General features: G+C 40.7%; 20 protein-coding genes and 1 pseudogene. 4 read left to right on the plus strand and 17 right to left on the minus strand.

Annotated elements, in window-relative coordinates; translation table 11 throughout:
* Positions 1-15: 15 nt before the first annotated feature.
* A complete protein-coding gene (locus ACGEDC_RS15780) occupies positions 16-1,542 on the plus strand; it encodes a sigma-54-dependent transcriptional regulator (RefSeq protein ID WP_394494369.1) in 1,527 nt (508 codons plus the stop codon).
* Positions 1,543-1,661: 119 nt separating this feature from the next.
* Here the strand turns inward: ACGEDC_RS15780 and ACGEDC_RS15785 are convergent, their stop codons facing one another.
* From ACGEDC_RS15785 to ACGEDC_RS15800, 4 genes are all read right to left on the minus strand, one after another.
* Positions 1,662-3,131 carry a capsule assembly Wzi family protein gene (locus ACGEDC_RS15785; RefSeq protein WP_065109161.1) on the minus strand — a complete coding sequence of 490 codons (1,470 nt, stop codon included), beginning with the start codon at positions 3,129-3,131 and terminating at the stop codon, positions 1,662-1,664.
* Between the two features lie 171 nt (positions 3,132-3,302).
* Positions 3,303-3,761: a hypothetical protein gene (locus tag ACGEDC_RS15790; protein ID WP_394494371.1), complete on the minus strand. Its 459-nt coding sequence runs from the start codon at positions 3,759-3,761 to the stop codon at positions 3,303-3,305.
* Positions 3,762-3,886: 125 nt separating this feature from the next.
* A complete protein-coding gene (locus ACGEDC_RS15795; RefSeq protein ID WP_156669144.1) occupies positions 3,887-4,042 on the minus strand; it encodes a hypothetical protein in 156 nt (51 codons plus the stop codon).
* A 368-nt stretch (positions 4,043-4,410) separates the two neighbouring features.
* On the minus strand, positions 4,411-5,022 hold the full coding sequence (locus ACGEDC_RS15800; RefSeq protein WP_394494374.1) for a LysE family translocator: 612 nt from the start codon (positions 5,020-5,022) through the stop codon (positions 4,411-4,413).
* Between the two features lie 198 nt (positions 5,023-5,220).
* Here ACGEDC_RS15800 and ACGEDC_RS15805 point away from each other — a divergent pair, with 198 nt between their 5' ends.
* A complete protein-coding gene (locus ACGEDC_RS15805; RefSeq protein ID WP_394494376.1) occupies positions 5,221-5,748 on the plus strand; it encodes a DTW domain-containing protein in 528 nt (175 codons plus the stop codon).
* Between the two features lie 115 nt (positions 5,749-5,863).
* Here the strand turns inward: ACGEDC_RS15805 and ACGEDC_RS15810 are convergent, their stop codons facing one another.
* From ACGEDC_RS15810 to ACGEDC_RS15825, 4 genes are all read right to left on the minus strand, one after another.
* Positions 5,864-6,586 carry an oxidoreductase C-terminal domain-containing protein gene (locus ACGEDC_RS15810; protein ID WP_394494378.1) on the minus strand — a complete coding sequence of 241 codons (723 nt, stop codon included), beginning with the start codon at positions 6,584-6,586 and terminating at the stop codon, positions 5,864-5,866.
* A 53-nt stretch (positions 6,587-6,639) separates the two neighbouring features.
* Positions 6,640-7,335 carry an NAD(P)/FAD-dependent oxidoreductase gene (locus tag ACGEDC_RS15815; protein WP_394494380.1) on the minus strand — a complete coding sequence of 232 codons (696 nt, stop codon included), beginning with the start codon at positions 7,333-7,335 and terminating at the stop codon, positions 6,640-6,642.
* A gap of 135 nt (positions 7,336-7,470) precedes the next feature.
* Positions 7,471-7,779: a 2Fe-2S iron-sulfur cluster-binding protein gene (locus tag ACGEDC_RS15820; protein WP_394494382.1), complete on the minus strand. Its 309-nt coding sequence runs from the start codon at positions 7,777-7,779 to the stop codon at positions 7,471-7,473.
* Between the two features lie 29 nt (positions 7,780-7,808).
* On the minus strand, positions 7,809-9,005 hold the full coding sequence (locus tag ACGEDC_RS15825) for a cytochrome P450 (protein WP_394494384.1): 1,197 nt from the start codon (positions 9,003-9,005) through the stop codon (positions 7,809-7,811).
* Positions 9,006-9,276: 271 nt separating this feature from the next.
* On the opposite strand from ACGEDC_RS15825, the gene ACGEDC_RS15830 reads away from it, so the two are divergent.
* On the plus strand, positions 9,277-9,648 hold the full coding sequence (locus ACGEDC_RS15830) for a hypothetical protein (protein WP_394494386.1): 372 nt from the start codon (positions 9,277-9,279) through the stop codon (positions 9,646-9,648).
* Between the two features lie 150 nt (positions 9,649-9,798).
* On the plus strand, positions 9,799-10,248 hold the full coding sequence (locus ACGEDC_RS15835; RefSeq protein WP_282166913.1) for a hypothetical protein: 450 nt from the start codon (positions 9,799-9,801) through the stop codon (positions 10,246-10,248).
* Positions 10,249-10,333: 85 nt separating this feature from the next.
* Here ACGEDC_RS15835 and ACGEDC_RS15840 read toward each other — a convergent pair whose 3' ends face one another.
* The 9 genes and pseudogenes from ACGEDC_RS15840 to ACGEDC_RS15880 form a co-directional block, all read right to left on the minus strand.
* On the minus strand, positions 10,334-12,964 hold the full coding sequence (locus ACGEDC_RS15840; protein ID WP_394494389.1) for a glycoside hydrolase family 3 C-terminal domain-containing protein: 2,631 nt from the start codon (positions 12,962-12,964) through the stop codon (positions 10,334-10,336).
* A gap of 97 nt (positions 12,965-13,061) precedes the next feature.
* A complete protein-coding gene (locus ACGEDC_RS15845; protein ID WP_394494391.1) occupies positions 13,062-13,817 on the minus strand; it encodes a DUF6445 family protein in 756 nt (251 codons plus the stop codon).
* A 65-nt stretch (positions 13,818-13,882) separates the two neighbouring features.
* Positions 13,883-15,400: a tryptophan halogenase family protein gene (locus ACGEDC_RS15850; protein WP_394494393.1), complete on the minus strand. Its 1,518-nt coding sequence runs from the start codon at positions 15,398-15,400 to the stop codon at positions 13,883-13,885.
* A gap of 119 nt (positions 15,401-15,519) precedes the next feature.
* Complete coding sequence (locus ACGEDC_RS15855) at positions 15,520-16,533, minus strand: cupin-like domain-containing protein (RefSeq protein WP_080915351.1); 1,014 nt, start codon at positions 16,531-16,533, stop codon at positions 15,520-15,522.
* Positions 16,534-16,574: 41 nt separating this feature from the next.
* The gene (locus ACGEDC_RS15860; RefSeq protein ID WP_192022444.1) at positions 16,575-17,294 is read right to left on the minus strand and encodes a SapC family protein; all 720 of its coding nucleotides are present in this window, start codon (positions 17,292-17,294) and stop codon (positions 16,575-16,577) included.
* Positions 17,295-17,373: 79 nt separating this feature from the next.
* Positions 17,374-18,962, minus strand: a pseudogene (locus tag ACGEDC_RS15865) (tryptophan halogenase family protein).
* 267 nt (positions 18,963-19,229) lie between these two features.
* A complete protein-coding gene (locus tag ACGEDC_RS15870; protein WP_065109172.1) occupies positions 19,230-22,229 on the minus strand; it encodes a TonB-dependent receptor in 3,000 nt (999 codons plus the stop codon).
* A gap of 950 nt (positions 22,230-23,179) precedes the next feature.
* Positions 23,180-24,184: a LacI family DNA-binding transcriptional regulator gene (locus tag ACGEDC_RS15875; protein ID WP_394494397.1), complete on the minus strand. Its 1,005-nt coding sequence runs from the start codon at positions 24,182-24,184 to the stop codon at positions 23,180-23,182.
* A 240-nt stretch (positions 24,185-24,424) separates the two neighbouring features.
* On the minus strand, positions 24,425-25,744 hold the full coding sequence (locus tag ACGEDC_RS15880; protein WP_394494399.1) for a glycoside-pentoside-hexuronide (GPH):cation symporter: 1,320 nt from the start codon (positions 25,742-25,744) through the stop codon (positions 24,425-24,427).
* Positions 25,745-25,765: the final 21 nt, after the last annotated feature.

Below are 25,765 nucleotides of genomic sequence, written 5' to 3' on the forward strand. Positions count from 1 at the left end.
ATAAGGAATGAACAAATGGGTTTTAGTGCCATTCTTGTAGAAGACAGTATGTCCTTAGGCGCACTTTATAGTGAGTACCTTTGCGCAGAAGGGGCTGAAGTCACTCTTGTTAACTTTGGTGAAGATGCGTTAAAAGAATTAGCGCGCAAGCAACCAGACTTATTAGTATTAGATATCAAGCTACCTGACATGTCAGGAATGGATATCTTAACGAAGGTGCAAAAAGAATACCCAAATATTACCGTTATTATGATCACCGCCCATGGCACGATTGATCTCGCTGTAGATGCAATGCGTGCAGGTGCATTTGATTTTTTGATCAAACCATTCGACAGTAAACGCTTATCGATTACCGTGCGTAATGCCTTAAAGCAAAGGGATTTATTAGCGTTAGTTTCCAATTATGAGAACAGTTTACCGAAAACCAATTTTCATGGTTTTATCGGTGACTCACTGGCAATGCAAACGGTATACAACACCATTGATTGTGTTGCTAACAGTAAGGCTTCTGTGTTTGTTGTGGGTGAAAGTGGCACAGGTAAAGAAGTGTGCGCACAGGCGATTCATGAAGCTGGAATTCGAGCAGAAGCTCCATTTATTGCCTTAAATTGTGCATCAATTCCGAAAGATCTCATTGAGAGTGAAATTTTCGGCCATACCAAAGGGGCATTTACTGGTGCTGTCAGTCATCGTGATGGTGCAGCTACTCGTGCAGACGGTGGTACGTTATTTCTTGATGAACTCTGTGAAATGGATTTAGAACTGCAAAGTAAGCTGTTACGGTTCATTCAAACGGGTGTTTTTCAGCGTGTGGGTGGCAGCAAAGAAGAAAAAGTCGATGTGCGTTTTATTAGTGCAACCAACAGAGACCCTTGGAAAGAAGTGCAAGAAGGGCGTTTTAGAGAAGATTTATATTATCGTCTTCACGTTATTCCGATTGAATTACCGCCATTAAGACAACGCGGTAAAGATGTTATTGCTATTGCTAAAAAGCTATTAAAGCAATACAGCAAAGAAGAAGGCAAAAACTTTAAAGGCTTTAGCAAAGAGGTTGAACGTTGTTTTGGCCTATATTCATGGCCTGGCAATGTGCGGCAATTACAAAATATTATTCGCCAAGTCGTAGTGTTAAATGTGGCTGATGAAGTTGCGATTACCATGTTACCCGCTCAAGTGACTGCGGCTTTATCTCAAGCCAATGTTAAATCTGTCGAGGTCAGTGAACAACTTGCACAAACAGCAGTAACGAGCGCAACAGTGACAGATATTCATGCTAAACCTCAAGCGCATGCTGTTGGTGAGAGTACCGTCGCAGCGGCGACATCGGATGGTATTGTTGATAACAATATGCCAGTTAATAGTGGAATAAACGTTATTGAATCGGAAGAAGATATTCAACCTTTGTGGCTTACTGAAAAAATCACCATTGAAACCGCCATTGAACAATGTGATGGCAACATCCCCAAAGCGGCTGCTTTATTAGATGTCAGTCCTTCAACGATTTACCGTAAAAAACAGCAGTGGGAAGACAAAGGTTTGTAGGGCATTATTTAATCACTGAAGTAGTTGAACAGAGATAGAAAATAAGCAGATAGCGTAAAAGGTTCGAATAAAAAGCCCATCATATGATGGGCTTTTTAAGTGAAAACGATTTTCAGCAATTAAAAATCTCGTTCCCAACCTGCATAAAAGGTCGTTTCCCAGTCACTACTGGTATCAATTTCTGGGTATTCACTGTAACCAATGGTACCGCCGACTTTTAACTTACCTGCATAGAATGGTCTATGGTAACTGGCATCGAGTTGATATAAGCGCTCGTAACGACCTGGTGAAACTGGGTTTCCACCAGAAGGATTGCCAGTATCTACTCCATCAAAGTTAAGTTTAGCGTAACGGAATTTGGTGCTTAGGCTCTGCCCATGCTCAAGCTGAGTGATCCCGCCTAATACCACCACTCTTGAGTCATTATCATAGGTGCTGCCCAGACTGCGGCCATAATAACGATATCCACTTTTGTAAAAACCGTGCTCATACATACAGTTATAAACGTCAGATTCGACGCCACATGATGCTGCAGTATCTGAGTATTCAGCAAAAAATCGAGTGTTTAAATCGGCAATGAAAATATCAACGCCACCCATGTTTGATGCATTAATTAAACGATTTTTACCTTTGTGATAATCTTCATGAATACGCTCGTAGTAAATGCCATAAGGCACTCCCCATGCGGTATCTGACCATCTGAAATCATAACCTGCGAGCATGTTTTCTTGGCCATTTTCTTTATCGCCTTCATTAACACCGCCGTTAAACAAACCATCCCACCAGTCTGAAAGGCTATTACCATAACCTTCGCCGCCCCATTGCATGGTCCATGAAAAACCTACCTCTAGTTTAGATATAGGTTTAAAGGTACCTCGAGCGCCCCAATGCTGGGTATCAGGTACATAACGCTCACTTTCCATTTGGCTAAAGCTTGTGGTGAAAGTCCACGGGCCAATCCAATTAAGCCAAGGCGTTTCAAATGCATTACTGTTGTTACGAGAAAAGGTTATGCCTGGCATTGGACGTGCATTCGTTGTTTGTATTAAACCTGAGTCCCAACCTGGCCCCCAGTATTTTTGGACTGCACCACCAGTCACAATCCAATTGCCCAACTTAACGGCAGCAAAGCTATTATCTAATCGGGACTCGTTACCATCAATGGCATCGTAATGATAACTGGCAGCTAAGCGCCCACTAAACCAGTCTTTGGTGACTTCAGCGGTGAACTCTACTTCGGCTTTATCGCGGTAATCATTACCATAGCCAATAAAGCGAGCTTCCTCGTTTGCCCCTGATAGGCTGGCACCTAAACTGACCGTTTGATGGTCTTTGTCGTAGGCCCGCATCACCCGATGAAAAGCATCTTTTTGATGCACAGTCATTGGGCTATCAACGGCATTATCTAAATCAGATTTTATCCCTGACCACATTAGAGGGAAGGTGGTGACTGGCTGAAGGATGATACCTGTATCAGCAAGTAATTGAATATCAGCGCGAAGCGGTAAGTCGGTAGGTTCAATCCACCAAGCAGCTTGTGTTGAAAAGCTGCTAAGTAATGCTATCCCTGCTAAAAATTTTAACTTCATTAGGTACTCTTTAAGATGAACAAATACATCAACTAATAAAAAAGGCTGTTATCGTTAATGATAACAGCCTATTGAATTAGAGCACTAATACTGAAGATAATTTTTCAATTTGTTAGGTAAGTATTGAAACAAGTGATGAGTTAGATGTGAATAATGTTGCTTGTTCGCTGCTTACACAGTTTCATTTATGCTTTTTGTTGTTTCAACATAAGCATTTAACATGTTTTGTTGATTATTCATATTTGCTGCATTGACAGTTGCAGCTCTGGCATCATCATTATTCTTGATGATATAAGCTGAAGTTGCACTTATCGAATCGTCACTGCCATTGGCTACGCCTGCTAAGTCCGAGTAAAACTGATATTGGGTCTGAGCTTTTTTATAGTGGACATAGTTCTCCACTTTTTCGCCGTTATTTGGCAAGCTAGGTTGTGTTTCAGGCTCTGATTGATTTTGTGATAAGGCCATGGCTTGAGCACTTATCGTTACTGAGTCTCGTTGAATCGTATTAAGATGACTGACCGGTTCACTTGACGGCTTATTTACTGACGTATTTTGTTGAGTGCTATTGGCTGGGCTAACAGTATTCGCACTCATTTGTTGAGCGGCAGTATAAGATTGAATTTGCATGATAACCCCTGTTTAAATAATGGTGACGAAAAACTTGATGCTATGCTAATTGGTATTAGCTGTACTGAAGTTGAACAAAACAGGCTGAACAATACAGCTTGACTAATATTTTTAACCAACAATTATTAATACAAAGGAACCGTTTTACCCCAGCTAAATGGGTTGTACCACTTAGATACTGACCGCATTTCGACTATTGTTTGGGTAAAGTCACAATGAGTTTGGCAACTTGGGCATAAGCATCCGCTTAATCCATCAGGATAGTAGCGAGTATTAGTCATGATGTGTTCTTTGCAATGACTGCAGTGCACTTTGACTTCTATTATCATTTTTAGCCCCCTGACTTGTTATTATCTCGCTTGGGACATGATGTAATTAACTCCAACTTGATTATTGAGCTAGTTACATAAGTGGCAAGGCGTAGATAATGTTAGAAAACGTTTGATATTTAATCAATATTTTAACCTTGAATATGAGATGTATTAAGTGTTCTGTTTGCTAATAAGAGAAATAACACCAGCGTTGTAACAAATGTGAACACTGGCAGCGTGAATGCGGTCGATTATTTAACAATAGATCGCGTGGTTAACATTACTGTGTCTGTGAAATGGAATAAGAGTCGATTAATAAGCTGCGCTTTGATGTTGGGCTATAAATTGATTGCGATTAGTATGCCAGCTGAAATCATGATGCTTCCAGCGGTGCGATTAATCACCCGGATGGCTTTAGCTGAACGAAATACTTTTTTGGCCTGTGTGGCCATTAACGAGTAGCCCAAATTGATACTGCCAAATGCCAATGTTGAAATCAGCATGACAAGAATAACATCGTTTAATGTGGTATGTATTGGAACAAACGCAGGGAAAAAGCCAACATAAAAAATAATCGCTTTGGGATTACTTAATCCAATCATTAATCCTGTCATTAGGTTTTGATATGCCGATGTTTTTATCCCTGTGGCCATTGGGTTAGATTGACGCTGAGCTTGAAATAATTGAAAGCCTAACCAACAAAGATAAGCCGCACTGACATATTTTATGACGATAAAACTGGGCCCCATTGCATTGGCTAAAGCAGATAAGCCAAATAAAGCAGTGCAAATGAAAATATAATCAGCAATTAATACCCCTAAAAACAGCTGCATAGCCGCAAGAAGGCCATGTGAAAATGACCGTGAAATAATTGCAAATACCACTGGGCCTGGAATGATAGCCAGCACTAACATGGTAAAGAGTAGACTTAATGATTGCTGCAATTCCATGTTTATTAAGTTCCCTACTTATCGCTGTTATCAATCAAGCTGAGTGTGCTTTAAGGTATTTCGTTGCTGAATTGTACCTGTTTTTTTCGCTAGTGTATTGGAGCTATCACTCTGAATAGTGATAACATTCAGTTTGTAAAATAGACTGCAAATACTGCGATATCCCTATTCTTATTCCTATTTACCTTGGCTCCTTATATGAAGATAGTGCTACTTACTCACCAAAAAGAAATCAGTCGGGTAAATAATACTGGCAGATGCGTGACCACCATTTTAAAAGATGATGCCTTGGTCGTGGTTTGGGATAGAGTAAACCCTGATCTTCAATTACTGAATATGATTAACACGTATAAAGTGGGTTTATTGTATCCTGATAATCAACAACTCAGTGATGCGAAAGTACCAGAAGCGACGGTTCAACAATCGCTTTGCCAAATGCATACAAACGTTGAGCAAATTAAAGAACATAGGCAAGAACAGCACCAAGAGAGAAACCAAGATCAAAACCGAGAGCAAGAGCAAAAAACAAATCAAGATAAGTTTGATGCGTTAATACTCATAGACGCAACATGGCAAGAGGCACGCAAAATATATAATCGCAGTGACTACCTAAAGACGTTACAAAAAATCTCGATATCTAGCCAGCATGAGTCGATTTATCAACTTAGACGAAATCAAATTGAAGGGGATTATGTACTGCAGAATGCGCAGCACATATACTTTTAGCTTCAGGTGAGCCCCAAAAAGCTGAGCAGATAATGGCATTACTTGTTCAGCAAATTGCTGATGAGCAAAGTCATCGAAACTAATGTATTATTTAATTAAATCAGTATATTCATTATTAATTTAAGATGAGCTGCTCCACTTTCGTCGCTAATAAGCTGTTTTGTAATTTAGCTTTATTTACATTGGATTTTTTTGGGATAATCTTAGTGGCAAGCACATAGGCTTTTGCATGATTGATAGCATCGACAGCGAGTAAAGTATCTCCTTTAAAGTACCAAACTGAAAATGACGTTGGCTTGTTTTTTTCAACTTGTTTAATGACTTCGTCATAGCCTTGAGCTAAGCCAACCATTTGTAATTTAGTATCAAATTGATCAGACCAAAACCAAGGTATGGCTTGGTATGTTAACTTTTCAATATCATTCAATGTTGCTTCAATACGCATTGAATGCGCTGTTAAATAGTGATCTTTTTGATTTTGTGCAATCACCTTTGCTGCAACTTTGGCTTGTTCAACCGCGTTCTGTACTGATTCAAGCCGAATCATACGGTCATAATGTGGATTGTGATGATATGTGCAGTCACCAATTGCAAAAATATTCTCGTCACTGGTTTGCAATGAAGAGTTTACCCATATCCCAGATTTAGGTGTGCTTTTAGGTTTATCACGGCCATTTGCTTCATTATGATTAGCCTGCTCATTAGGCATATCAGATGCGAGTTTAATCCCACACGCTTTGGCAAGCTCAGTGTTAACTGTAATACCAACGCCAATCACAATGACATCCGCAATATAGCTGCTGCCATCTGCGCAGGTAATCTTATGTGCTAATGGCATATTTTTATCATCATTCAAATTTGATGTGCTGATTTGTTGAACTAACTTGTCGGTTAATACCTCAACCTGATTTTCTTGATGCAATTGGGTAAAAATTCAGACATTAGTGGGGCAGTGACTCGAGCTAAAATACGTGGCTCTCTTTCTAATACCGTCACCGTTGCACCAAGCTTTTTTAATGAAGAAGCGGTTTCTAGTCCTACATAACCGCCACCAATAATAACGACGCGTTTTTGCTCACTTGTAGCTAAGGCCTGTTTAATGCGGCTGACATCACTAACGGTTCTTAAACAAAAAGCTTCTTTACAAGCTTTTAAGCCCGAAATTGGTGGAATAAAAGGTCTTGCTCCAGTGGCTAATACGAGCTTGTCATAAGCTTGTTTTGAACCATTACTTAATGTTACTTGTTTGGCGTTTCTATTAATTTCCGTTACCGTGAGCCCCAATTTAAGGGTGATGTTTTGCTTGCGATAACTATCTGGGGATTTTAGTTGAATACTGCTGGGGTCAAGATGGTTTTCATGGCTAGCGCATTTATTCACATTATGATTAAGTAAGAAAGCTTTCGATAAAGGAGGTCTGTGGTAGGGCAAATTTGGATCTGAATCAATCAAGATAATATTACCTTGCCAACCTTGTTTTCTCAGTGAAAAAGCAAGATTAACGCCGCCATGACTTGCTCCAATGATCACACAGGTATCATTTTTGGTTAACGTCTGTATTGCATTATCAGTAAGTTGAATAGTCATATTTGGCCTGTTTAATCAAATACTGTGGTTGAAGTTAATCGTTATTGGGTTAAATGAGTGGGTCGCGACTATTGCGAAAAACTATTGCAAAAACTATCGCGCTAACACTTTTGCACGAACACTATTGCACTAACACTATGGCGCTACGGTTAATATAAGACCGTCTACGTCATCAGATAGCGTTATCTGGCAGCAAAGCCGGCTTAATTCTGTGACATTATCATCAAGCTCTAACATGTCTTTCTCGATTTCACTGATAGCACCTGTTTTATCAAGTTGATTAGAGGCCACATATACATGGCAGGTAGCGCAAGAACAAACACCGCCACAATCTCCATCAATGCCTTCAATGTTATTTTCAACTGCTAGCTCCATGACTGAACCCTGATGTCCTTCAACTGTTGTTGATTGTTCATTTGAAGTAATAAATGTAATTTTTGCCATGGTAAATTCCTTCTATATTTAGTGTGGTGTTATCGGTAAGGACTGAATATCGCATTCAGTTGCTCATAGCCGACTTTTCGCTGAAATGCGCCCCAGTCTTCGATGTTATCTTGTTGTGATAGCACCTCAATCGTGTCAACTTTATTGGTTAGTGTCGTGATGAGCGTCTTGATTATTTGCCTTGCATGGGTGGCTCCAAGACAGTTATGGGGGCCAAAACCGAAAGCGACATGAGGGTTAATTTTTCTATCTAAAATGACCTCATTTGGCTGCTCGAAAACCGAGGCATCGCGATTTGCTGAAGCCCAGCAAAGTGATATTCGTGAGTCAGCTGTCACTCCCTGCTGAGCCACATCTGTATCTTGGGTAACGACTCGGCCCATATGAGTTAACGGTGAAAAATAGCGAATTAATTCCTCGACTGCTCTGGGTATAATTTCGGGCTCTTTTCTGAGTCTAGAAAGAGATGATGGCTGACTGGCTAAGTAGGCGATGGTATTTGTGACAGCATTAATCACCGTATCTCTGCCGCCTGCAAAGGTTAATATCATCACGCCTTTAATTTGCTCTTTAGATAGCTTTTTCCCGTCGATACTGGCATTAAGTAAGGATGAGTAAAGGCTGTCGCTTGGCGTTTTTATGGCTAATTCAATTTGATTATCAATATAATCGTATAAGATTGCGGCTTTTTCGCCGTCTAACTCTGACTCGTTACTGCGAAACACATGGGAGCCCCAATTAATCCAGACTAAGGATTCTTCATAAGGTACATTTAAAAGCAAAGTGAGTGCCCGAGATTGTAGTTTTAGCGAAAATTCGCTCACAATATTGGTCGAACCATGGTGAATAACATCATCAACGAGTTCTGCAATGATTTGTTGTAATGAGTTGATATAGCCTTGTTCCAATGGTCTTTTAAACCATGGATTAAGTAAATCACGAAAATGCTTATGCTCTGGCGGGTCGAGCTCAAAAGGGATTTGCCTTGTCTCTCTAATACTGACTTCTGAAGGAACAACGATGCGTCCTGGAACTGCCCCAGATTGGAATATCTTCCAGTTATGAGCACACTTTCGTACGTCTTTTAACCCTAAAATCATCGTGACAGGATCATCCTGATCTTCAATGAACTCCACTCCTTTTGTTATACGTGCTTGTTCAAAAACATCAGGCAACTGCTCAGTACGGTTAATAGGGCATCGATTTATCTGGCGATTCTTATTCATGTCACTATTTCCCTGTGTTGGCGACTAAAAACGGTTATCTTGTTAAATTAATAGTGTTAATCCTATGGCATCAATCGATGCCTAAATACTCATATTAGGGCTAGAAGTATCAAATATTTGCACTATTGACATGGTTGCAGTGAAATAGAAGCTGTCATTACAAGCGCATTAACCATAAGAACGGATTAACGGATTAACGGATGAAACAGATGGGATAGAGTCTGTTAGTGAATACTTTTTGGCATTGACTCTCGCAAAACAAGGATTGAAAGTGGTACACAAATTAACCACCATCACGCTGAGTATATATGCCTTGATAGCAGGGTGTTTATTATTGTTTTCATATGCAGACAAGACAATTTGGCAACAATTTATTTATGCCATTGTATTTATTGTTATTCCCATTATTGGCACGCTTAGTAGTCTTTATGGTGATAAAAGAGGTATTAGCTTAGTGTTATTACTCATGGCATCGCAGGTAATTAGACCCTTGACTCCGTTTGAGTTTTTTCCTTTTCATGCGCCTTTTTCTCTTGCTTTTCCTTTTGGCCAAATTGAGCAAGGAAAGGGGTACTTATTTGATATTTTTGCCTTTGTGATGTTGCTTCTCGTTGCTTTTATGTTGAAACCCAAAAAACAATAGCTTAAAGATTAGGGCTGACGGTTGAACTTGAAGCTGGCATTAATGTCTTAAAAATGGCCAATGTTTACATAAAATATGACGTATAAAATACGAGCCTATAGTAAACAGACGTTAGAAAATGAACATTATATAAACATCAAAGGAAGGAAAATGAGTGCTATCAAAGGATTGTTATATATTGCTGCAAGCGTCGTTGTTTTGTATCCATTATGGGGATTAATTCAACCCGCAAGTTATTTGACTGAAATTGTCGAGGTTTATCCTTTTGCTGGTGATGCTAATGAAGCTCAAGTTAGAGTCGCTGCAGGATTATTATTGTTGAGTAATACCGTGATGGGCTTATCTTTAGTAAGCATTGCTGGGTTTATCGCGCGGCCAACGTCTATTCATCTATTGAAGCTTTCCGCTTTGTTACTGATTACGTATCCGTTTCTATTAACTGTCGTTGAGGTGTTTTCAGCTAAAGCACTTTCAAGTCACCTTGAGGCATCTGCTGTAACAGTAGAGTTTTCAGCAATGAAGTTGTTTTATGTGATTTTTGGTATCGGGTTATTAGGCGTATTTAAAACAATTTCACTTAATGATGTTACAAAGGTCTAAATCAAAAACAGCGTAAACCGTGAGCCACTCAATCGGTATACGCTGTTTTAAATGCTGGATAAGATTCGTCTAGCAAGCCGTCTTGCTATTTTTGATAGTTAAAGCTTTTTTGCAAACGAATATCTTCTACTGATGAGCCAAGCATTACAGTAAATTTTCCAGCCTCTGCAAGCCAATCATTTGAGTTAATATCCCAAAAAGACAGGTCTCGCTGAGTTAAAGTAAAGCTAACTTGGCCCGTTTCGCCCGCTTTGAGCCATATTTTATCAAAACCTTTTAGCTCTTTTTGTGGACGCGATACGCTGGCTTTTATGTCATGAAGATATAGTTGCGCGACTTCGGCACCATCAATGCCACTAGTATTAGTAATGTCTGCTGTAATGGTCATTGTGCCACCTTCAGCCATTGTACTTTTAGATAGCTTGATATTGTCATAACTAAATTGACTGTATGATAGGCCATGGCCAAAAGGGAATGCAGGAGCAATTTTTTGTTGCTCAAACCAGCGATAACCAATAAACACTCCTTCGGAATATAACGACTCTGTTTCATTGTAGTCATTCAACGCTATTGGTGCGGTGTCCTGTAATGACTTAGGTAAAGTGATAGGCATTTTTCCACTTGGGTTGGCATCGCCAAAGAGGATGTCACTATAAGCATGGCCCGCTTCCATTCCGCCGTACCAGCCCCAAGTAATAGCGTTAGCTTTGTCTGCCCATGGCATTTCAACTGCCGAGCCACCAATGATAAACACAACAGTATTCGGGTTAACCGCAAGGAGTTTATTGATAATCTCATCTTGTTGACCTGGAAGCTTCATATCTGGGCGATCAATGGACTCACGATCATCAGCATGGCTCAGGCCGCCAAAATACAACACGGCATCGGCATTTTTGGCTGCTGCTAAATATTCAGCTTCATCGTTATATAAACTGTTTGGCGTTTCCCAGCCTAAAGTGACTTGCTGTTGACCTTGATAAATTAATCTAATGGCATAGGTCTCATCAGCAGTGAGATCAATGACATACTCGATAATGTTGGCTGGATTTGCTTTTTGATTGACTAATACCTTGTCATTAACAGCAAGGCTAACATCGCCATCCGCTAGTATTTTTAAGGTATGCTTACCTGATTCAACAGGCTTAATATTGGCTTTTATTTCAACGTTTTGAGGCCGATTTTTGGCATCGAATTGGGGATCGGCAATCCAAGATTCACTGGTTAGCTGATTAAGTTGTTTATCGGCATAGTAGTTAATCTGCCAAGAAGGGGTGCCTGTCCAATGACGTGTCGTAAGGTAATCATTAGGAATAGGCATAAACTGACTACTTGCAGGGCGCATATGCTGAATATTAACGTTTTTTCCAGCTTGTTTAAACTTGGCCTTGAGTCCGTCTAATGGGCTGATTTCGTACAGTGCTTTTACTTCTGATGAGCCGCCACCAAAGCCGTGACGTTTATCTGCATTAGGGCCAAGCACTAAGATATTGTTAACTTTTTGGGCATCTAAAGGCAGCACTTTACCGTCATTTTTAAGCAGTACCACGCCATTAGTGGCGATGGTGCGCGCATCATCTCGGTGAGCCTGAGTATTACGCTCTCCTGACAATCGCTGTTTATCCATCATGCCAATACTTAATTGTACTCTAAGAATTCGGCGTACTTTATCATCAAGCTCTGACTCAGGCACTTTGCCAGCTTTTATCATGTTTAGCAGCGGTGTTGCGAGAAAATACTCATCATAACTTGCGACATCTGTGCCCATTTCAATATCAAGGCCATTCATCGCAGCGTCATAGGTATTAATATCGACATTCCAGTCAGTCAATAACACGCCCTCGTAGCCCCATTCACCTTTTAAGATGGTTTTAATAAGGTGATGACTTTGGTTAGCGTTAGTTCCGCGAAATTCATTATATGCTCCCATGATGGCATAAACGTTGGCCTCTTTAACAGCAGCTTCAAAAGCGGGCAGGTAAACTTCACGTAATGTGCGTTCATCGGGTTTTGCATTCACTCCAGTGCGATTTAATTCTTGAGTGTTTAGCGCATAGTGTTTGACAGTTGCACCAACATCGTTGGCTTGAATGGCTTTGACAGTGGGGACAACCAAGGCAGCAGCGAGATAAGGATCTTCACCCATGTATTCAAAATTACGACCGTAAAGAGGTAAACGAGCCAAGTTGACACCTGGGCCGAGTATCAGGTCTTTATTACGGTGGCGAGCCTCAGCGCCAAGCACGTTGCCATGTAAGCTCGCCATGTTCTGATCCCAACTTGCTGCGACAGCGGTAAGTGGCGGTAAATAGGTCGAGTAGTCATTAGTCCAGCCAGCTGGTGCCCATGAATTTCTGTCAATTTCATAGCGTACGCCGTGAGGCCCATCCGACATCCACATTTCATGAATATTGAGCCTCTCGATAGCTGGGATATGGAATTTACCCCCTGCATGCACTAAGGAGACTTTTTCTTCTAAAGTCAGTTGTGGCAGTAATCTTTCAATTTCAGCTTCTACTTTCGATAGTCGAGTCTGTAAACGCTGCTGCTCAGATTGGCTTAATACAGAAAGCGCATGGATCTGATTAGTGTTCATCCCATCTGATTGAGCGAAACTGCTGAAAGTACTGATAAGCATTGATGCCGAAAGGGAAACAACCAGGGCGTGTTTAATACCTTTTGTAAGCGCTTTCATTTTATGGCGATGTTTCATTGTCATGTCAGAGTCCTTGCTGATTATTTTTATTTAATTTGGTTATTCACTGCAGCTGATTTCGAATTAGTGGATTCGAATAACGAGATAATTTGCTCAACGCTTATGTCACATTGATAAATATATTGGCGGTTAAGCGCCCGGAACTTGGATTACTATCTATATCCGTTTGTTGATCAACTAAGGTTGAGTGCAATAAGTTTCCAGGGTAAATGACTAATCGATGTTGTTTGTAATCGACTTGATGGTATTGCTGGTAGTATTCATTACTGTCAACGAAGTATTTCCCAGGAAAGGGCGCTAACGCCTGTAAATAGGGCTCAGCAGCGCGAAAATAATTATCCATATTCGCTTGTGTAATTCGCTCATAACCTGTTGGTTGATGCTTGAAAAAAGCCGTGGCGCCATGTGTACTGTCATTAAGGTATTGTAATAATGCAAAATAATATGGTGCTGGGGTGTCAAAATGAGGAATACGCTGCAAAGTCGTTAAACTTTCCGGTGGTCGGTTTATCAATGAAAAGTAGGTCGCTTGCGGCTTGATACGCAAGTTTTTAGGGATTTTATAGACATCGTAAATCAGCTGAAATACCTGATTTAGCACTTCAATGACGTAGTCTCTAGGGAGCTTGGCTCTAACACCTGGATAGTAAGAGCCTTTATCGAGATTAAAGTCGATTTGGTTAGCATAATTCTGTAACGCTGATAAATCGGTTGTAAAGTCATCGATAACAATCACAGGCGTTTGCTGCTCACCGATATAATGGATCTCAGGGTTCAAAGGCTTGTTGATTAACACCAATGAATCGAGATTTTTCATATCTTGCGCCCGTTGACGCTGTGATTGAGAACTGGTCATACTCTACCTTTACACTTCATTTAGTGACTTAATAACGTTCCTAACTTACTCACTGCATTGCAGACTTACAGCATTTTTGACTTGCAGTAATGCTGCACGAAATCATAATGATCAGGCAAGTTTGCCACTTTTTGTTTTGCTTTTGCCTTTATTGATGCAAGGAAGTTTTCTAGCTCATCATCTTCCATCATGTCAACAATTGGGTGGTATTGCTTTGGAGCAAGACCCTGTCCCATCATGACTTGAATCCAAGAGCTCTCACCAAATAACTCATTACCATGTTTATATACTTTGCCAGATGCATCAAACATATCGATTCGGTGTTGAAGTGATGCAGGTACACTCATGTTTTTACAATAACGCCAGAATCGGCTATCAGCTCGGTCAGTGACTTTGTAATGCAAAACAATAAAGTCGCGAATATTTTCAGTTTCGGTGCGAGTTTGTTCATTAAACTCATTAATGTCTTCTTCAACGAGCCCTTGAGAAGGAAACATTTGCAATAAGCGCACAATGCCACGTTGAATTAAATGAATGCTGGTGGACTCTAGGGGTTCTAAGAACCCGGAAGATAGACCTATAGCAACACAGTTCTTATGCCAGGTTTTACGGCGGCTACCTGTGCGGAATTTGATGACACGAGGGTCTGTTAATGGTTCACCTTCGATATTGTCCATCAAGGTGGCTTTAGCTTCTTCATCGCTCATGTACTTACTGCAAAATACTAAGCCATTGCCTGTCCGACTTTGCAGTGGGATGCGCCATTGCCAGCCTGACTCTCGCGCAATTGAGCGAGTATAAGGAATCGGTTTTTCAGTGGTTTTAGTTTGCACCGCAATGGCGCTGTCGCAAGGTAACCAGTGACTCCAGTCATCAAACCCGGTATTGAGAGTCTGCTCAATTAACAAAGCTCTAAATCCAGTGCAATCAAGGAACAAATCACCCTCGATAACGTCTCCTGATTCAAGGGCTAATCCACGAATATTACCAGTATCATCATGCTGGAGGACTTCTTTAATTTTGCCCTCAATTCGGGTGATACCATGTTGCTCAGCAATACCCCTTAAGAATTTGGCGTACAAAGTGGCATCCATATGGTAGGCATGGTTGTAATCTTGATTAGGTAATACGGCAAAACGCCCCTCACGAGCCGCTAAATGCTCGGTACAGTAATCACCAATTTGGCTAACGATACCGCGTTGTTGCCCTTTGAGCCAAAAATGTTGAAATCCACATGCCCAACAGTCTTTGCCTAAAAAACCAAAGGAGTGAATATAATCTTTACCTACGTCATGCCAGTTTTCAAAAGCAATTCCGAGCTTGAAGGTCGCATTGGTCGCAGCCATGACATCTTGTTCTTTAATGCCAAGTAAACGGTGAAAGATGTGTAGCGTTGGAATCGTGGCTTCACCAACTCCAACGGTGCCTATTTGGTCTGACTCAACCAGCACCACTTCTAGGTGTTTTCCCAGTAACTTTGTTAATGCAGCTGCAGCCATCCAACCCGCAGTACCACCACCGGCAATCACGACTTTTTTAATCGGTTTGTTTGAACTTGTTGTATTTGAAGCTTGCTTTTGCATAACAAAATGTCCTTTGAATCAACTTATACCCGAGGTAATTTTATTTTCGTTGTTGATTTTGTTCGTTAAGTTGCTGTTTGTGTAAATCAAATGGCCGCACATTAGTATCACAGAGGCGATTACCGCTTGAGCTTGTTTATTAAGTCTGCTCTTAACTTACGTGCGTTTAATTCATCCAGTGGCTTAGTTTGCATGCCCTGAGCTGACTCAGGTATATGCGATACGTCATCGTCATCATGGTCAAAAATATAATGATTAAAATGCGCCTTCCAAGCTTGTCGTTGCGCTTTAGGTAAAGAGCGTAAGCTGAGCATTGCCAGTGCTAGGGCGTTATTGGGTCTTCCTAGGTAAGCGGGTGTATCTCGCCACCAATGGGTAATGAGTACATTAAAAGCTTCGATACCACTGACTTGATGCCACCACATGCTTGGAACATACAGTACATCGCCAGGCTCTAGCTCGGCAGTTTGAGCAGCGTTGAGGGCATGTTGGTATTTGGGGAATTTTTCAAAGTCAGGATTATCAAAATCCACCATACTGATTTCTTGGCCGCCGGGTGCAAATTCCATTGGGCCAGTATATAAATTACCTACTTGCTCAGGAGGGAATAAGGTAAATGTTCGCTTTCCCACAACGTTACAGGCTAGATTCTGAGGAAAATCAAAATGCGCCGCAATACGAGATTGATTGCCTAACCACACACTTGTCAGAGGATGAATCTTGTCAAATGTTAGACTGTTTTCAGCAGCAAGCCCTGGCAGAAACTGATTAATTTCTGTTGATCCCATATAAATACTGGGTGGAAAGGCATCGTCTTTATGGGTAAATAGCTTATCAATGACTTGGCGTAAGTTTAGCTGCGCTGCTTGATAGTTAAAACCATTGACTTGCTCGTTATAAAAAACACGCCCTTTATGCTCCGGGGAAACATAATAGGCGGTAACTGGTGCTTCTTGATAAAATGTCAGTAAGTATTGTGCTGCGGCTTCTGCACTTTGTTGTCCTGCTTGCACAATAGGCCAATGGGCACATGCGCCTTTAAAAATCACAGGCTCATCTGTGTTATCAATCACTTCTAAAATATGACTGATTTCAGTGTTATCAATGACCCTGACTGCCTGCTTTTTTTCCATTGACTACAACCTTTTAAATAATCCTAACGAGACATTGCTATCTATTGTGCATTTTTAAAGTTGAGTAATTGTCTGATATTGGATTGTGATGCCAATGTCATATAAATTGCGTTCAAATAGCCGTTTTGATGCAGCTCACCTAAAGTTTCGGCAGGTAAGCTTGCTAAGGTTTCTTCATTGATGGTGTAAAAACCTATCATTTGGTGTTTGGCGCCATTATCAAGTTCAATATCTAAAGTGAATGATTCAAGCAGTTCTAGCTTGATGAGTGTTTCAATGAACTGTTTACTGTCAATTAACCCATGATGGATCACTTCAAGCATTTCACCGACTTCATCTAAATACGGTGTATTACCGCCGTATGGAAAAAATAGCGGCTCACCTTCAGTTTCATTAATACGAGGATGATTAGGGTCAAGGTGAATCACACGTTGTACTTGCTCTACACCGTCTTCTTGAATAGTTTGTTGGCCGATTAAAAATGGCTGACGACGAACGGTAAGCGGGATATAAGATGCTTGCCATTTGCCATCTTGTAAAAACAAATTCTCTTTATGTTGAAAACCAAACATGGCAACAGAGTAAAACTGACCTGTATTACTGTCTTTTTGAAAAAAGATGGGATAGTGCGCTTGAACACTTCTGAATTCAGCTGGAAAAGTCACTGTATACCATAGGTTATCACCGTACTTTTCTGAGCGTTCGGTAATAATTTTAATATCTTTATGATCGACACTGTTGAGTAATACTGGTTTGTTCATGCTGACATCCTAATCAAATATTATTGGTTTTTGCTGTTTTTCAATTGTTCAAAAGAAAACAGTTATTGTTATCTTGTTGCTAAATATGGGGCAAGCCATATTGACGAATTTTATTGAGCAGCTCGCGATTGGTTGGCAGGATTTGCTTTAATCCCTGGGTTCGCTTGATATTTTCAGTAAACAATTGCTGAGCACGCTGTTGAAGCGTTGGTTTTAGGTGAGTTGGCACATGGGTCTCAAACGCCATTCCGTATAATACAAACTGAAAACTTGCAGCGGGAAATAACACGTCAGTGTGCTGAATATCATGCTTATTGGGCGTTTGGGTTCGCCATAGAGCTATCTGCTGTTGCAATGATTCTGGTATGGTCGATGACTCTCGATGATCATGCCAATAATCACTATCGCTGCGCTGACTTAATACATAATGTAACTTTAAAAATTCAATAATTTGTTGCCAATGCTGAGAAAATCGTTGATTGACTCTACTGGCAACAATATCCATAACTTGTCTATTGGCAGGTAGTTGCTGCGCTAAGGTATTGGCGCTCCATTCAACTAATGCTAATGCAGAGGCTTCTAACGGCTCAATAAAGCCCGATGCCATACCAATTGCCATACAATTGTTTTTCCAGCAAATTTTTCGGTGACCTGGTGCTATTGATAGTTTTCTAGTATCAAGGTTATCGAGGTCAACATTGACACTGGGTCTTAAGTAGTCAATCAATTGCTGTTCAGCTTGCGCTTGGTCAGTATGGCTAGATGAATACACATGGCCCACACCACGTCTTGTCGGCAAGCCAATATCCCATATCCAACCATTGGTTTGCGCGGTTGAATGAGTGCATGAAGCAATCTCAGTATCATCAGTTGGGTAAGGGACTTGAATCGCTAACGCTGAATCGTTAAATAACACTGATTTTTGACATACAAACGGTACGTGCATTTGCTCACCGAGTAGCAAAGATTTTACCCCTGTACAGTCAACAAATAAGTCTGCTGTCTGCTCGCCTGAATGTTGAGTGACTAATGAACGAATATCGCCATTCTCAGCTTTTTGAATATCGCTGACATGGTCTTGAATATGAGTCACACCGAGCTTTTCGGTACAGTGTTGTTGCAGCAACTGACTAAATTTACCCGCATTGAGATGGTAACCGTAGTTGTTTTGAAACTGGTATTCACCGGTAGTAATTTGTTTAGGTGCCAAGCCCTGCATACTCAGTTGATTTTGTTGTCCAACAGCGTCAGCAAAACTGACTTGTTGACGGTGAGGCAGCCAAAAAGGGCATAAATCAATTTCGTTAGTGCCAATTGGCAAACTGAATGGATGAAGGTAATGATCTCGGGGTTGCTTGGTTAGATCAGCGTCTGGGCTATGGGTCCAATTGATAAAACGAGAGCCTTGTTTAAAGCTTGCATCGCAGCTGATTAAGAACTCAGTTTCACTGATACCGATTTTTTCAGCGTCGTGCGCATTGAAGGCCAAGTGCCTTCACCAACACCAATAGTGGCAACATCTGGTGATTCAATTAATGTAATGTTGAGCTTAGGGGAGGGCGATAATTTGCCATTGTCAGCGTTATGTTCAGCAGCCAAAATGCCAGCGGTAATCCATCCCGCAGTGCCGCCGCCAACAATAATGATGTCTCTTATCGCGTGTTCCATAATCTGCCTATTATTGTTTTGTTTTATCGTTAAGGCTGTATTGAAATGTTTGTTACTAAGATTAATGTGGTTTTGAGTTTATTTAGCATTGAATATTTTTCAATCACTTACAAGAGGTATAGCGTAATAATTTGTATTAATAAAAATCAAAATGAAATTTAAAAAAGGTGCAACGTCCTTGTTGCTAACGGATGTAGCTTAAAAAAGAGGTGACCATAATAGTCACCTCAAACGACCTTAGTTTACATTTTGCAAAAGGTGCACACGTTAGAATGTATAACGAGCGCCAAGACTGTATCGAGCTCCTGTTTGTGTGTAGTTAAGTACTTGAGTACTTGAACGACCATGAGTTCGAGTATTCTCTTCAGTAATGTTTAACCCTTCGAAGAATACTGTTAAGCCTTCAACTGCGGCGATGTCGTAACCAATATTGAAGTCAACTTGCGAGTATTCTTCAGTGTAAGATGGGTTAGCACCTGTACCGTCTCCAGTTGAGTTCAAGAACTCATCACGCCAGTTCCAAGCAAGACGAGCTGAGAAACCGTAGTTTTCATAGATAGCAACAACGTTAGCTGTATCACTGATATTAGTTAATACGTTTTGCGGCTCATCACCTGGACGGTTTAAGTTGAAGTTGTCATAAGAATCACCCGCATTCACTAACGTGTAGTTAGCTTGCATACCGAAACCAGACTCTCCAAAGAAGTGCTGTACCGCAAACTCCCAACCATCAATAACTGAGCTGTCGCTGCTGTTAGACGGTGTGGTAATCACGAAATTTAAATCAGGGTCACCAGGGTTACCTGTAATTTCGATATTACCGTTATCAGGGTTTAACGTAACGTTTGGATCTGTTGCGCCGTAGTTATCATAAATCCACTGGCGTTGCTCAATTGCGGTTGTTGCACCTGCAGCAATGGCTTCTTGAACGTAAACACCATTTGATGGATCCGGAATGTTGTAGATATTTGAATTAACAGGGTTACTATCAATGAAGTTTGTTACGTCTTTACGGAAGTAACCAACAGAAACATAACTGCCTTCAGCGTAATACCACTCACCAGAGAAATCATAGTTAGTTGATTCAAGCGGTAATAAACTTGGGTTACCACTTTCACCACTACCACCACCACGGTTAGCGAGTGTGCCTACCGACGTACCACCTTGAATAGAGGTATAATCTGGACGACCAATGGTTTCACTGTAAGCTGCACGTAAATAGATATCTTCTACCACTTCAATGTTGAAGTTAAAGCTTGGTAGTAAGTAATCGTATGAACCTGTTTGAGTACCAAATACGCGGTTATCAGCCGTTGTACTTTCTAGAGCAATCTCAGTTTCCGCAATCCAAGTAGCTTGATCGTAAGATGATACTGCAGACTTAGATTCAACATCGGTTTTCTCGTAACGTAAACCTAAGTGAACATCAAATGGCATATCACCAAGCTCGCCTTCGTAGTTATATTGTACGTAAGCAGATTGAGATTCTTCTTGAGTGAAACGGTCAGTATCGCTAGCGTAATCAGTCGATGGGCAGAAACCATTACCACAATCACCAATCGCCGTTGAGCCATATAATTCAGCAGCACGTGCTCTTACTGCTTCAAAGTCCCATAAGAAGATAACGTCTTGTGGGTCAATAGAGGCAGAACCTTGATAATCAGAGAAGTCACCTTGTGAACCATCAAACTTGTCTTGAACACTATCTGCAGGGAACCATGAAGGGTCAAAGTCGCCTTCAGCACCTACACCACCCCAGTCATTACGTTGAACGTTAACTGATTGAGAGTGGTTATTAACGTCAGTTGCAGCGATACCGAAATCAATACTACCCGCTTCTTCAAATACGTAAGTACCGTTAATTTGTAATTGTTCAATTTCAGATTTATTGCGTGCATTACCAAATACGGAACCGGTCACGCGCATATCTTCAGGGCGAACAGCATTACCGCCACCCACAGCGAGAACGGGTACATCACCAGTAAAGTCAGTCGCTGCACTTGTACGAATAAATGCTGCTGTACTTAAGTTACTGTTACTACCGTTTTTGTTGTTTGGTGAGCGTTCAGCTTCTGAAGTATGGTAATCCAATGATAAGAATAAATTATCAGTAGCATCCCACTCTAAGTTAAAGCCTAATGAGCCACTTTCATCTCGGGTACCGTAATCACCAGCTGCCATTGATAAATCGGCGCCGCCATCAGGGTAAGTTTCAGAGTAAACAAGTGGAGAAGATACTGGGCCGTCAGACCAAGTACTTTCTTGTGTTGGTACGAAGTTAAACCATGCAGAAACATCATGAGATTGGGTATCAATATCATTTTGCATGTAGGTGTAATCTAAAGTTGCACGTAATGAATCAATTGGCTCATATTGCAGTACTAATTGACCATTTGTACGGGTACGTTGTTGCTCTTCAAAACGGTATACTGTGGTTTGAGGAACTGCATATACGTCATCTTCGCCTGGGCGGTTGATTTGATTATCATCTTTTGGAACACCACCCCATTCAGCGTTATCGCCGCCCCAATCTTGGTCAACAATACCAGGGAAACTACGCCAGCCTGTACCTACTTGAGCTTGCTGATTACCACTTTCACGTTCTTGGTAGCTTGCAGAAATAGAGATACCAAATTTGCCATCAGCAAAGGTATTTGAATATAAACCTGATAATTCAGGTGTTACAGAGCCTTCATCTGTTGATGTGTCATCAACGGCTTTAACACCAAATGTGGCTTTAAGACCTGGAGAGCTTAAAGGGCGATGAGTTAGAACATTAATGGTTGCACCGATACCACCCGTTGAGTTTTTCGCTTGGCTGGTTTTTTCAACTTCAACAGCGCTAATTGCTTCAGAAGCAATATTGGCGAAGTCGAATGAGCGCGAACCTGTGGTTACTGGCATTTGACGATTGTTCAGCATAACCAAGTTTTGGTCTGCACCGAAACCACGAACAGACACTCGGCTACCTTCACCATTTTGTCTGTCGATAGATACACCAGTAATACGTTGCAGAGATTCTGCTAAGTTACTATCCGGGAATTTACCAATATCTTCTGCGTTAATCGCATCAACGATACCGTCAGAGCTTCTTTTTAAATCCATTGATTTAATTAAGCTTCCACGAATACCAGTGACCTGAAGCACCTCGATGTTTTCATCTGCAGCGACTTCGTCTGCTGCAAATGCAGGCATCATGGTGCTTGCACTCAGTACTACCGACAAACTAGTGGCAATTCTGGTCTTTTTGAATGTTCTAGATTTCATCTAAGTCTCCCCTCGACTAGATCTCAGGCTACTACTCTCTGATTTTTTATTCGGATTACGCATTCACGTAATGTGTTTTATTCATCATTTGTAAACGCTTTTAAAAGCCTTTATGTAAAAGTTAATGTAAGCGCTTACATAAAACTAGATTAATTTGTTAACAGCGTCAACAATAATTACGACAAAAAGTCACAACTTGTTAACCTTGTTTTTGTAAATGGATAAAGTGATATTTTTTAGTTTATTGTTTTAATTGGTTTAATTTAATTTTTTGTGCTTTTTTTTGTTGAAATAAAAAAGAAATATTTTTGTGATAGCGCTTACATTTTTATTGTAAATTTTAAGGTAGGGAGTTTGGTTTGTTGCAAATTTAAAATCATCATTTTTAAATCAAGACAATATACTGATTTAACTGGTTCCGATTTAAGGTTTCTTTGCCCGTTATTTGGTGCGATTACTCATGTTTCAGCTGGCTACTTTGGGCACCTAATAAGAGACGTTAGCCTCTGGGCAACGCTGAAGCACTTTTGAGCTTCAATTAATCAGTCAGTTCGCTCTTGAGTACTAAGCCTGATAAGTGAATAACCGAAATTAACACGGTTGAAAAATAACAGTGCCAGGGCAGAGAACTTAGGTAGAGTAATCTGTGCAGAGTGCAGAGTGCAGAGTGCAGAGTGTATAACGGTAAAGCGAGTAGAAGGTTATAGGGAATAAAGCGGTAGCGAGTAAACGATAAAGGAGGGTGATATTAACACCTTTGGGTATCATGATAGGCGAGATGCCTGTTGTGCTTGTACTCATTACTACGGAAACTCTAACTGTTTAAAGGAATAGCAGAGAGGATATTGGCATAGTATTAAGGTTATCGGGGTAATATAAAACGTATAGAGAAACAGTATATGAGGGAATAGCGAGTTAGACTACTCCCTTAACGTCTTCAATTTCGAAGGTTACTTGTGTGGTGATGTCGCAGAGTCTCTCACTATCAGTTGCGGGATGAAGGTGTTTTCGACTATCGCTTTAGGGTCATTATATACATGCTTAAGCACCCAAAAAGCAGCCATTTTACCCATTTCATGGATGGGGTTGTTCACTGTGGTGAGCTTTGGTGAAATATATTGTGGAAAAGGAATATTATCGTAGCCAACAAAAGAGAGTTCTTGAGGGATTTTCATGCCTCTTTCTAAGCAAACTGCAATCGCTCCTGAAGCCATCTGATCACTGGCACATACCACCGCTGTGAAAGGCTTATCGATGGTTAATAAATGATTCATCGCATCACTGCCGCCAAATTCACGGAAGTTACCTTCATAAAATAATGTCTTATTAAAGTCGACATTGAACTCTTTTAACGCTCGTTTATGTCCGAGTAAACGGTCTTGAGCATCTAGCTTATATAACGGGCCTGAAACGTAAGCAAGATCAGTATGACCTTGACTCAAAATATGCTTGGTTGCTAAATATCCGCCCAGTTCATTATCTAAATAAACACAGCAATCACTGATTTCTTCAATATAGCGGTTAATGAGAACAATGGGAGTGTTGCCTTTATGTAGATTTATCAAGTATTCATCATCGACAGCTTCAACGTCTAGAATCAACGCATCACAGCCACGGCTCATTAAAAACTCGACACCGTCTTTTTCCTGTGATTCAACACTATGGCCAGCGGCAATAATAACGTGCTTATTGCCAGCTCGAAGCGCGGTTTCAATCTCGGTCATCATAGGGCCATAGTATGGACCATCAAGTTGAGAGACTAAGACTCCAACACTGTTTGAGCGACTAGACGCTAGTGATTGAGCGATGGTATTAGGTCGATAACCTAACTGATCCATTGCGCTTAATACTTTTTGGCGTGTTTTTTCACTGACCTTAGTATTGTTATTCATCACTCTTGATACCGTTGCCAGCGAAACACCTGCTAACACTGATACATCATATATAGTCGCCATATATCCCTATTTAATACTTGTTTTGCTAGTCAAAATCGAAAAACGCCGATAAGACTAGCATGAACCTTTTAGCATAATCATCAAAAAAACAGATAAATTGACGAATGTAACTCAATCATCAGGCCAATTTGACAGCATTTTCTTTTGATAGTGTAAATTTTATCAAGGCTGTTTGTTGTTAACTATATACAATTCTGAGTAAATTTATACTAACAGCTTTATCTATTAACCTATTGATAGTTATTCTGTAATCGCAGCATGAACCTGACTTACGGCTTTGTTATCTAAGGTATACCATTTCATTACGATGGCTACGATGATAGAGCCGGCAGCAGGGTAAAGGGTAAATGACATCAAAATACCGTGTTGTGTCGCTTCTGTTTGCTCTACATCTGCTTGATAGCCATAAAAAGCCAGTAACCAACCAGCAGCCGCGCCACCAATTGCAACACCAAGCTTAATAAAGAAAATGATTGAAGAATAAATCATGCCAGTAATTCTAACGCCTGTTTTGTATTGGCCGTAATCGACAACATCCGCCATTTTAGCCCATAGCAATGGGGTGCCCATATTGAAGGTGAAGCCCCAAATAATGAACAGCGCAAATGCCATTTCCACTTGTTCACCCGATACAAAGTAGGCTGCTATACATAACGCAGCAGCAATAATTTGAATGGTAATATAAGCTTTTACTTTACAGACTCGTTTGGCTAAAGGCTCAGCTAAGATACAGCCAAAAATATTACCTATCATTCCAAGCGTGATAAATAAGGTAATGGAGTCAGGCATATTCAAATAATACTTAACGTAATAAATCGCTAAACTGGTTTTTAATACCATACCTGATAATAACCAAATCGCAGCGATTGAAAGAATGCGCCACTGATCGTTTTGCCAGAGTAATTTAAAGTCTTTTTTGAAGCTGAGGTTTTGATCTTTAGGAGGATGTAAGCGCTCTTTGGTTCCTAAGAAGCACAAGATAAACATCACTACGCCCAAGGCACTCATTGCCGCAATCGTAAGCTGATAACCTTTAGCTTGATCACCTTGTCCGAAATATTCAACTAAAGGTAAGGTTAATGCCGACACCATTAATCCACCAATCATGGCAAACACAAAGCGATAAGACTGGACGGAAACACGTTCTTTTGGATCTGCGGTTAATACGCCACCTAATGCACAATAAGGAATATTAATGGCGGTATAAACCATCATCAGGGCGGTGTAGGTAACAAAGGCATAGATCATCTTGCCTTCTTCCGCTAAATCTGGCGTGGTGAAGGCCATAACACTGATAATACCGAAGGGCAGAGCAAACCAAATAAGGTAGGGGCGGAACTTACCCCATTTTGTTTCGGTTCTATCGGTTAATGCGCCCATTAGCGGATCGGTTATTGCGTCAATAAATCGCACAGCAAGGAACATGGTGCCGACAAATGCCGGCGAAATTCCAAAAATATCAGTATAGAAAAAGGTTAAAAATAACATCACGGTTTGAAACACGATGTTACTGGCGGTATCACCTAATCCATAGGCTATTTTCTCTTTAACGCTAATCATTGAAAACCTCTTTCGGGTTAT

This window comes from Shewanella sp. ENK2 (genome assembly GCF_043568515.1).
GTDB lineage: Bacteria > Pseudomonadota > Gammaproteobacteria > Enterobacterales > Shewanellaceae > Shewanella > Shewanella japonica.